Below are 9,232 nucleotides of genomic sequence, written 5' to 3' on the forward strand. Positions count from 1 at the left end.
AGAGAGGAACCGCCATGAGTCGTGAAGCCCTGCAGGAATCGCTGTCCGCAGTGATGGATAACGAAGCGGACGAACTGGAACTACGTCGGGTATTGAATGCCTTCGACGACACACAAACCCGTGACACCTGGTCCCGTTATCAGGTGGCCCGTGCTGTGATGCACAAGGACCTGTTGATTCCGCGCCTGGACATCGCATCTGCCGTTTCGGCCGCGCTGGCTGAAGAGCAAACCCCGGCCAAGGTTGTCCGTGGGCCGTGGCGCAGCATTGGTCGCCTGGCCGTAGCCGCGTCGGTTACCGTCGCTGTTCTGGCGGGTGTGCGGCTGTACAACCAGGATGACATCGTTGGCAACCAGCTCGCCCAGCAGAACCCTGCGCAGAGCCTGAGTGCACCGATGGCCAAAGGTCCGGCAGTACTGGCCAACTACAGCGAGAGTGCCGATCAGGCCACCGGCCCGATGGCCAACGGTGTCCTGCAAGGTCAGCCGGGCTGGCAAGATCAGCGTTTGCCTGGCTACCTGCGCCAGCACGCAGAGCAAGCAGCGCTGAAAGGGGCTGAAAGCCCTCTGCCTTATGCTCGTGCTGCGAGCCTCGAAAACCGTTAAGGACCATCATGCGCGTCCTAACTTTGCTACCTCTTCTGCTCAGTGGCTGGTTTGCAGTACCGGCCCACGCCGATGAAGCCCAGGACTGGTTAAAACGTCTTGGGCAGGCCGAGCAACAGCATAGCTATCAGGGTACTTTCGTTTACGAGCGTAACGGTAGTTTTTCTACCCACAGCATCTGGCACCGCGTGCAGGATGGCAAGGTTCGTGAGCGGTTGATGCAGCTTGATGGCACTGCGCAAGAGGTGATCCGCTCGGATGGGCGCACTGAATGTGTCACTGGCAAACAGGCCTCCGGGTTGGGCGATGTCACGGCTGTCGCGGCGCGTCAATTCGATGTCCAGAAGTTCAATGACCTGTATGCCGTGGCAATCGAGGGCAACTCCAGGGTCGCCGGTCGCCCGGTAGTGGTCATATCGTTTGCTCCGCGTGATCAGCATCGCTACGGTTTTGAGCTGTATCTGGACCGTGAAACCGGTTTGCCTCTCAAGTCCTTGTTGCTCAATGACAAGGGGCAGTTGCTTGAGCGCTACCAGTTTACGACCTTTGCAACCACGCCTCCTGATGACAGCCAGCTCACGCCTGCGGGGCAGTGCCGTGCTGTTGCCCCTGCCGACAAAGGGGCCGGGCAGGTCAATTCGGTTCAGGCCTGGCACTCTGACTGGCTGCCCTCCGGTTTTGAGCAGGTCAGCAGTACGGTGCGCCGTGATCCGCGGAGCAAATCCGAAGTCACCAGCCTTCTGTATGACGATGGCCTTGCCCGTTTTTCGGTGTTTATCGAGCCGGTCAAGGGCGCTGCTGTTCCAGATGCCCGCGTCCAGCTCGGGCCCACAGCTGCGGTCACGCGCCACCTGAGCACGCCTCAGGGAGACATGATGGCCACGGTGGTGGGTGAAATTCCCATGGGCACTGCTGAACGAATTGCCCTGTCGATGCGTGTCGGTGAAAACGATGCTCAGGCCAAACCATAGGGTTGCATCGACATGGCGGGTGACAATTTTCGATTTGCCATTTTTATCTCTTTTTATAAAGGTCAGAGCCCCAAAGGGCTTTGGCCTTGTTTGTTTTCCGGGGTCTGAAAAACGGTCTATGCTTTTGACTTGTTTTTAGGTGCCTGTCGCTTAACTCTGCTGTTATTAACGGGAGCTGTATGTCGATGCCGCGATTGAAATCTTATCTACCCATTTTTGCAGCCGTGCTGATGCTCGGGCAGGCAGTGCCGGTGATGGCTGAAGCGCAGTTGCCTGATTTCACCCAACTGGTTGAACAGGCTTCGCCAGCCGTAGTGAATATCAGTACCACGCAAAAGCTGCCTGAGCGTCGGGTTTCCAGCATGGGCCAAATGCCCGACCTGGAAGGCCTGCCGCCTGGCCTGCGCGACTTTTTTGAGCGCAGCCTGCCACCTGCACCCGGTGGCAAAGGCGGGCGTCAGCGCGAGGCCCAGTCCCTGGGCTCGGGCTTTATCATCTCGCCCGATGGCTACATCCTGACCAACAACCACGTGGTTGCAGATGCCGATGAAATCATTGTGCGGCTGTCCGATCGCAGTGAAATGAAAGCCAAGCTGGTGGGCACTGACCCGCGCTCTGACGTGGCCTTGCTGAAAATCGATGGCAAGAACCTGCCGGTGCTCAAACTGGGCAAGTCCCAGGACCTCAAGGCCGGCCAGTGGGTGGTTGCGATCGGTTCGCCATTTGGTTTCGACCACACCGTGACCCAGGGCATCATCAGCGCCATGGGCCGCAGCCTGCCGAATGAAAGCTATGTGCCATTTATCCAGACTGACGTGCCGATCAACCCGGGCAACTCGGGTGGTCCGCTGTTCAACCTGGCGGGCGAAGTCGTGGGCATCAACTCGCAAATCTATACCCGTTCGGGCGGTTTCATGGGCGTGTCCTTTGCAATCCCGATCGATGTGGCGATGGACGTTGCCAATCAGCTCAAGGCTGGCGGCAAAGTCAGCCGTGGCTGGTTGGGTGTGGTGATCCAGGAGGTCAACAAGGACCTGGCCGAGTCTTTCGGTCTGGAAAAACCTGCCGGTGCACTGGTGGCGCAGGTACTTGATGACGGCCCGGCTGCCAAAGGCGGTCTGCAAGTGGGCGACGTGATTCTGAGCATGAATGGTCAGCCGATCGTCATGTCGGCAGATTTGCCGCACCTGGTTGGCGCACTCAAGGCCGGCAGCAAGGCCAACCTTGAAGTTATTCGTAACGGCAAGCGTCAGAATCTGGAGCTGACTGTGGGCGCTATCCCTGATGATGCAAAAGACATCGCTTCGGGTGGCGGCGCTGAACAAAGCAGCAACCGCCTGGGCGTGTCCGTAGCGGACTTGAGTGAAGAGCAGAAGAAAGCCAACGACATCAAGGGCGGTGTGATCATTACTGACGTTCAGGACGGTCCTGCGGCCTTGATCGGCCTGCAGCCTGGCGACGTGATTACGCACTTGAACAATCAGGCCATCACCAATGGCAAGGAGTTCACCGAGATCGCCAAGGCATTGCCGAAGAACCGTTCGGTGTCGATGCGGGTTCTGCGTCAGGGGCGTGCCAGCTTTATCACGTTCAAGCTGGCGGAGTAAGCCGCACAGCCGTGAGGGAGAGGGCTTGCTTGCGATAGCATCGGCGCGGTTCAACGGCGAAACCGCGTTGCCTTCATCGAGAGCAAGCCCGCTCCCACAAGGGCAATAAAAAAGCCCGTATCGCGAGATACGGGCTTTTTTTTATTTCTTCTGCTTGGGGACGCGTACCAACTGCGTATTGGAATACATGTCATGCCAGGTGCGTTTTTGCTTGTCGAAGATCGACCAGACAAACCCCAGCCCCAGGCACAACCACGAGCCTATGGACACGATAAAACGCAGAAGGGCCTGCCACAGGCTGATTGCCGTGCCGTCGGCGTTCTGTACGCGAACTCCCCAGACCTGCATGCCCAGGGTTTGCCCGGAGTGGGTCCAGAACTTGGCAAAGAAACCGAACAGGACGAAAAACAGGAGGGTCGACAGCAGCGGGTCACCATCCAGGGCGCCTGCTTCTGACAGTTCGCGCATTTTGGCTTCGCCGATAAAGCCCATCATGATCAGCTTGTAGATAAAGGTCGTGACGATCAGCAGGGCGGTACACAGCAGAAAGTCGTAGAACATGGCTGCCAGGCGGCGCCCCAGGCCAACGGCGGGAAAGTCGCCTTGAGGGCTAAGCGGTTGTTTCGACATGGCAGGGTCTCGTGAAGGAAAACAGCCATCTTACGGAATAACGGCCATAAAAAAGCCTCTGATGTCACCATCAGAGGCTTTTGTGCACGAGATTTAAGCTTCTGCTTGAACTTCGTCAGCCTGCAGGCCTTTTTGGCCCTGTACCGAGATGAAGGTCACTTTCTGGCCTTCCTTCAGGCTTTTGAAGCCGTTGCCCTGGATGGCACGGAAGTGCACAAACAGGTCCGGGCCGCTTTCAGGGGTGATGAAACCAAACCCCTTCTCGTCGTTGAACCACTTGACCGTACCGCTCTGACGTTGAGACATTTCTTAATTCCTTGACGCTAACAATTAATGACAGCCTCTTTCACATGAAAGAGTACTGGTGCTGGGTTGCAGGAAAGTAAGAGACGCAGAACGGGATGTAGCAAGCATTGAGCTACTGCCCAGGTCACGATTCCAGCGACCCATGCAAACACAGTGGGCAAACTCTACGAAACTGTAATTGAAAAAACAAGCCCCTTTAAATACGCCGCAGGGCCGCTGTTTTTAATACTCTAAACGCAGAGTCAAAGAGCGGATCGTTATAGAGGTGTTCAATTATTTTCGTGTAATAAAGACTGTTTTCGCTATCGAAAGTTTGCACTGTTATGTAGCAGTTGCATGACACGTACGCACCGTGAACATGCAACTGTATAACTTACTGTTTAACCCCTGTAATAACGTTGCGCTACAAACGGCATTTTCGACACTTTCATCGGCACGCGCTTGCCCCGCACGATGGCCCAGACTTCAGTGTCTACAGGCGTGAATGCGATATCCAGATAACCCATTGCCAAGGGTGCGCCCAACGTTGGCCCAAAGCCGCCGCTGCATACGGTGCCGATCTCGGTGCCGTCGGCATCGACGATTTGTGCGCCTTCACGCACCGGGGTACGTTCCTGGGGCAGCAAGCCCACTCGTTTACGCGCTACGCCGTTTTGCTGCTGGGCAAAGATGCTCTCGGCACCCGGGAAACCACCGGCCCGCGGGCCGTCAGCGCGACGGGCCTTGGAGATGGCCCAGAGCAGGCTGGCTTCGATAGGCGTCGTGGTGTCGTTCATGTCGTGGCCGTACAGGCACAGGCCCGCTTCCAGGCGCAGCGAATCCCGTGCGCCCAGGCCGATGGCCTGAACCTCTGGCTCGGCCAGCAGGCGGCGGGCCAGTGCTTCGGCGTGCTCGGCCGGCACTGAAATCTCAAAACCGTCTTCGCCGGTATAACCCGAGCGGCTGACGTAGCAATCCGCGCCCAGTAAGGTCACCGGGGCAAATTGCATAAAGGTCATGTTCGCCACTTGCGGTGCCAGGCGTTGCAGTACGCTGACTGCAGCCGGGCCTTGCAGGGCAAGCAGGGCGCGCTCTTCAAACAGCGGCTGGATCTGGCAGTGGGCGCTCAAATGCTTGCGCAGGTGGGCCAGGTCCTGATCCTTGCAGGCGGCGTTGACCACCAGGAACAGCTCGTCATTGCCCAGGTTGGCGACCATCAGGTCATCGAGGATGCCGCCCTGTTCGTTGGTGAACATGGCATAGCGCTGCATACCCACCGGCAGGTCGATGATATCCACCGGCACCAGTGCTTCCAGGGCCTTGGCCGCGTCAGCACCGGTCAGACGGATCTGGCCCATGTGCGATACATCGAATAACCCGGCCTGTTCACGGGTGTGCTGGTGCTCTTTCATCACCCCTAGCGGGTACTGCACGGGCATGTCGTAGCCGGCAAACGGCACCATGCGGGCGCCGAGTTCAAGGTGCAGTGCATGCAGCGGGGTTTTAAGCAGTTGTTCGGTGGACATTCGAGACTCCTTGAAAATCAGCACTCAATAATGTTGACGGCGAGACCGCCGCGGGCGGTCTCCTTGTATTTGCTTTTCATGTCGGCGCCGGTCTGGCGCATGGTGCGGATCACCTTGTCGAGCGAGACAAAGTGCTGACCATCACCTCGCAGGGCCATGCGCACTGCGTTGATGGCCTTGACCGAGCCCATCGCGTTCCGTTCGATGCACGGCACTTGCACCAGCCCGCCAATCGGATCGCAGGTCAGGCCGAGGTTGTGCTCCATGCCGATCTCGGCGGCGTTCTCGACTTGCTGCACGCTGCCGCCCAGCACTTCACACAACGCGCCGGCCGCCATTGAACAGGCCACGCCGACTTCACCCTGGCAGCCGACTTCGGCCCCCGAAATCGAAGCGTTTTCCTTGTACAGAATGCCGATGGCGGCGGCAGTGAGCAGAAAACGCACCACGCCGTCTTCATTGGCGCCGCCGATAAAGCGCATGTAGTAATGCAAAACGGCCGGGATAATTCCCGCCGCACCGTTGGTAGGCGCTGTGACCACGCGCCCGCCGTTGGCGTTTTCTTCATTGACGGCCAGGGCGTACAGGTTCACCCAGTCCAGTACTGACAAGGCATCGCGCAGCGCGGCTTCCGGGTTGGCACAGAGCTGACGGTGCAAGGCCGGGGCACGGCGCTTGACCTTCAAACCGCCGGGTAAAATCCCTTCATTGCGACAGCCGGCACTTACGCAGTCCTGCATGACCTGCCAGATTTTCAACAGACCGCTGCGGGTCTCGGCTTCCGGGCGCCAGGCGCCTTCATTGGCCATCATCACTTCACTGATCGACAGGTGATGGGTTACGCATTGGCGCAACAGGTCCTTGGCGGTTTTGAAGGGGTATTGCAGCACAGTACTGTCTTCGACAATTCGGTCGGCACCTGCCGCGCCTTCGTCCACCACAAAACCACCGCCGATCGAGTAATACTCGCGGCTGCGGATCTGAATGCCGGCGGCATCCAGTGCCCGAAAAATCATGCCGTTGGGGTGATAGGGCAGGGGTTTGCGAATCATCGCCAGGTGTGATTTTTCGATGAATTCGATGGGGTGTTCGCCCAGCAGGTTCAGGCGCCCGCTGCTGCGAATCGCGGCCAGTCGTTCGGCCACGGTTTCGGTGTTGACGGTATCCGGATGTTCACCTTCCAGCCCCAGCAGCACGGCTTTGTCGCTGCCGTGGCCTTTGCCGGTGGCGCCGAGGGAACCGTAGAGTTCAACTTTTACGCAGGCTGTTTGTTGCAACAGCTCATCACGGCGCAGACCTTCGACAAAACGCGCAGCAGCACGCATGGGGCCGACGGTATGGGAACTGGAGGGGCCGATGCCAATCTTGAACAGGTCGAACACGCTTAACGACATGGGGTTCTCCGGTTTCTTATTGTGTGGGTAGGCAAATCATCTGTAGCCGCTGCCGCAGGCTGCGATAAAGCCCGCAGGGCCTTCGCCGTTGTGCCCGAAAGCGGGGCCGCCTCGCAGCCCATCGCAGCCTTCGGCAGCGGCTACAGGTTTTGACTTATGCCTCCTGATAGTTCTCGATCGACGGGCACGCACACACCAGGTTGCGGTCGCCAAATACGTTGTCGACACGACCGACCGGTGGCCAGTACTTGCCTTCGATCAAGGACGCAACCGGGTACACCGCCTGTTCGCGGCTGTAGGGGTGAGTCCATTCGCCGACCATTTCAGCGGCGGTGTGCGGGGCGTTTTTCAGCGGGTTGTCTTCCTTGTCCAGGCCACCGCTCTCGACTTCGCGGATTTCTTCGCGGATGCAGATCATCGCTTCACAGAAGCGATCCAGCTCTTCCTTGGACTCGCTTTCGGTCGGTTCGATCATCAACGTGCCGGCCACCGGGAACGACATGGTCGGGGCGTGGAAGCCAAAATCGATCAGGCGCTTGGCCACGTCATCGACGCTGATACCGCTGGTTTCCTTGAGCGGGCGCAGGTCGAGGATGCATTCGTGGGCGACCAGGCCGTTGCTGCCCGAGTACAGCACCGGGTAGTGCTCTTCGAGACGGCGGGCGATGTAGTTGGCGTTGAGGATGGCCAGTTGCGATGCACGCTTGAGGCCTTCACCGCCCATCATGCGGATGTACATCCAGGTGATCGGCAGGATGCTGGCGCTGCCAAACGGCGCCGCGCAGACTGCGCCTTCCTTGCGTTCCATGGCCGCGTGACCCGGCAGGAACGGCGTCAGGTGCGATTTGACGCCAATCGGGCCTACACCCGGGCCGCCACCGCCGTGAGGGATGCAGAAGGTTTTGTGCAGGTTGAGGTGGGACACGTCGCCGCCGAACTTGCCCGGAGCGCACAGGCCCACCATCGCGTTCATGTTGGCGCCGTCGATGTACACCTGGCCGCCGTTGTCATGAATGATGCCGCAGATTTCGCGGATGCCTTCTTCGAACACGCCGTGGGTGGAGGGGTAGGTGATCATCAGCGCGGCGAGGTGGTCGCGGTGCTCGATGGCCTTGGCACGCAGGTCTTCGATATCAACGTTGCCGCGGGCGTCACAGGCGGTGACCACCACGCGCATGCCGGCCATGTTGGCGGTGGCCGGGTTGGTGCCGTGGGCCGAGGACGGGATCAGGCAGATATCGCGGCGCTCGTCGCCACGGCTCTGGTGGTAGGCACGAATGGCCAGCAAGCCGGCGTATTCGCCCTGGGAACCGGCGTTTGGTTGAAGGGAAATAGCATCGTAGCCGGTAGCCGCGCAGAGCATGGCTTCCAGTTCGGTGGTCAATTGCTGGTAGCCCAGGCTTTGTTCGGCAGGCGCAAACGGGTGCAGGTTGCCGAACTCGGCCCAGGTAACCGGGATCATTTCGCTGGCGGCGTTGAGCTTCATGGTGCACGAGCCCAGCGGGATCATGGTGCGGTCCAGCGCCAGGTCCTTGTCGGCCAGGCGACGCAGGTAGCGCATCAGCTCGGTTTCAGAGTGGTAGCGGTTGAACACCGGGTGGCTGAGGATCGGCGACTGGCGCAGCAGGGCGGCGGGCAGGGTGCCCGTTACGCTGGTGGCCAGTGCGTCGAAGTCAGGCAGGGCCTGGCCGTCTGTGGCGAGCAATGCCCACAGTGCAGTGACGTCGGACTGGCTGCTGGTTTCATCCAGCGACAGGCCCAGGCGCTGGTCGTCGATCACGCGCAGATTGATGTTCTGCGCATGGGCCTTGGCGTGCAGCGCGGCGGTGTGGGTGCCGGTGTTGAGGGTCAGGGTGTCGAAGAACTGTTCCTGCTCGACCTTCAGCCCCAGATCGCTGAGGCCACGGGCCAGGATCGCGGTCAACTGGTGAGTGCGTTGGGCGATTTGCGTCAGGCCTTTAGGGCCGTGGTAAACGGCATACATGCTGGCGATGTTGGCCAGCAGCACCTGAGCGGTACAGATGTTGCTCGTGGCCTTCTCGCGGCGGATATGCTGCTCGCGGGTTTGCATGGCCAGGCGCAGCGCCGGTTTACCGTGACGGTCAACCGAAACACCGACCAAGCGGCCCGGCATGTCGCGCTTGAACGCATCGCGGGTGGCGAAGTAGGCCGCGTGCGGGCCGCCGAAGCCCAGTGGTACGCCAAAGCGCTGGG

8 protein-coding genes are annotated in these 9,232 nt (G+C 59.6%); 3 read left to right on the forward strand and 5 right to left on the reverse strand.

Features of this window, described 5'->3' with window-relative positions:
* Window positions 1-14: 14 nt before the first annotated feature.
* The 3 genes from GHO42_RS17750 (at window position 15) to GHO42_RS17760 (ending at window position 3,183) form a co-directional block, all read left to right on the forward strand.
* The gene (locus GHO42_RS17750; RefSeq protein ID WP_095019735.1) at window positions 15-605 is read left to right on the forward strand and encodes a sigma-E factor negative regulatory protein; all 591 of its coding nucleotides are present in this window, start codon (window positions 15-17) and stop codon (window positions 603-605) included.
* 8 nt (window positions 606-613) lie between these two features.
* Window positions 614-1,576 carry a MucB/RseB C-terminal domain-containing protein gene (locus GHO42_RS17755; RefSeq protein WP_153328219.1) on the forward strand — a complete coding sequence of 321 codons (963 nt, stop codon included), beginning with the start codon at window positions 614-616 and terminating at the stop codon, window positions 1,574-1,576.
* A gap of 185 nt (window positions 1,577-1,761) precedes the next feature.
* Window positions 1,762-3,183: a DegQ family serine endoprotease gene (locus tag GHO42_RS17760; protein WP_370688609.1), complete on the forward strand. Its 1,422-nt coding sequence runs from the start codon at window positions 1,762-1,764 to the stop codon at window positions 3,181-3,183.
* A 141-nt stretch (window positions 3,184-3,324) separates the two neighbouring features.
* Here the strand turns inward: GHO42_RS17760 and GHO42_RS17765 are convergent, their stop codons facing one another.
* The 5 genes from GHO42_RS17765 to gcvP all read right to left on the reverse strand — a co-directional run.
* Window positions 3,325-3,813, reverse strand: a complete 489-nt coding sequence (locus tag GHO42_RS17765) for an RDD family protein (RefSeq protein WP_095019738.1) — start codon at window positions 3,811-3,813, stop codon at window positions 3,325-3,327.
* Window positions 3,814-3,906: 93 nt separating this feature from the next.
* A complete protein-coding gene (locus GHO42_RS17770; RefSeq protein ID WP_016782052.1) occupies window positions 3,907-4,119 on the reverse strand; it encodes a cold-shock protein in 213 nt (70 codons plus the stop codon).
* 380 nt (window positions 4,120-4,499) lie between these two features.
* Window positions 4,500-5,624, reverse strand: coding sequence for a glycine cleavage system aminomethyltransferase GcvT (gene gcvT, locus GHO42_RS17775; protein ID WP_095001369.1), 1,125 nt, complete (start codon window positions 5,622-5,624; stop codon window positions 4,500-4,502).
* 17 nt (window positions 5,625-5,641) lie between these two features.
* Window positions 5,642-7,018 (reverse strand): L-serine ammonia-lyase, encoded by a 1,377-nt coding sequence (locus tag GHO42_RS17780; protein ID WP_095019740.1) that lies wholly within the window; start codon window positions 7,016-7,018, stop codon window positions 5,642-5,644.
* A 154-nt stretch (window positions 7,019-7,172) separates the two neighbouring features.
* Window positions 7,173-9,232, reverse strand: a 2,060-nt coding sequence (gene gcvP / locus GHO42_RS17785) for an aminomethyl-transferring glycine dehydrogenase (protein WP_153384168.1), incomplete at its 5' end; no start/stop codon positions are given.

It is taken from the genome of Pseudomonas sp. FSL R10-0056, assembly GCF_009600105.1.
GTDB classification, from domain to species: domain Bacteria; phylum Pseudomonadota; class Gammaproteobacteria; order Pseudomonadales; family Pseudomonadaceae; genus Aquipseudomonas; species Aquipseudomonas bubulae.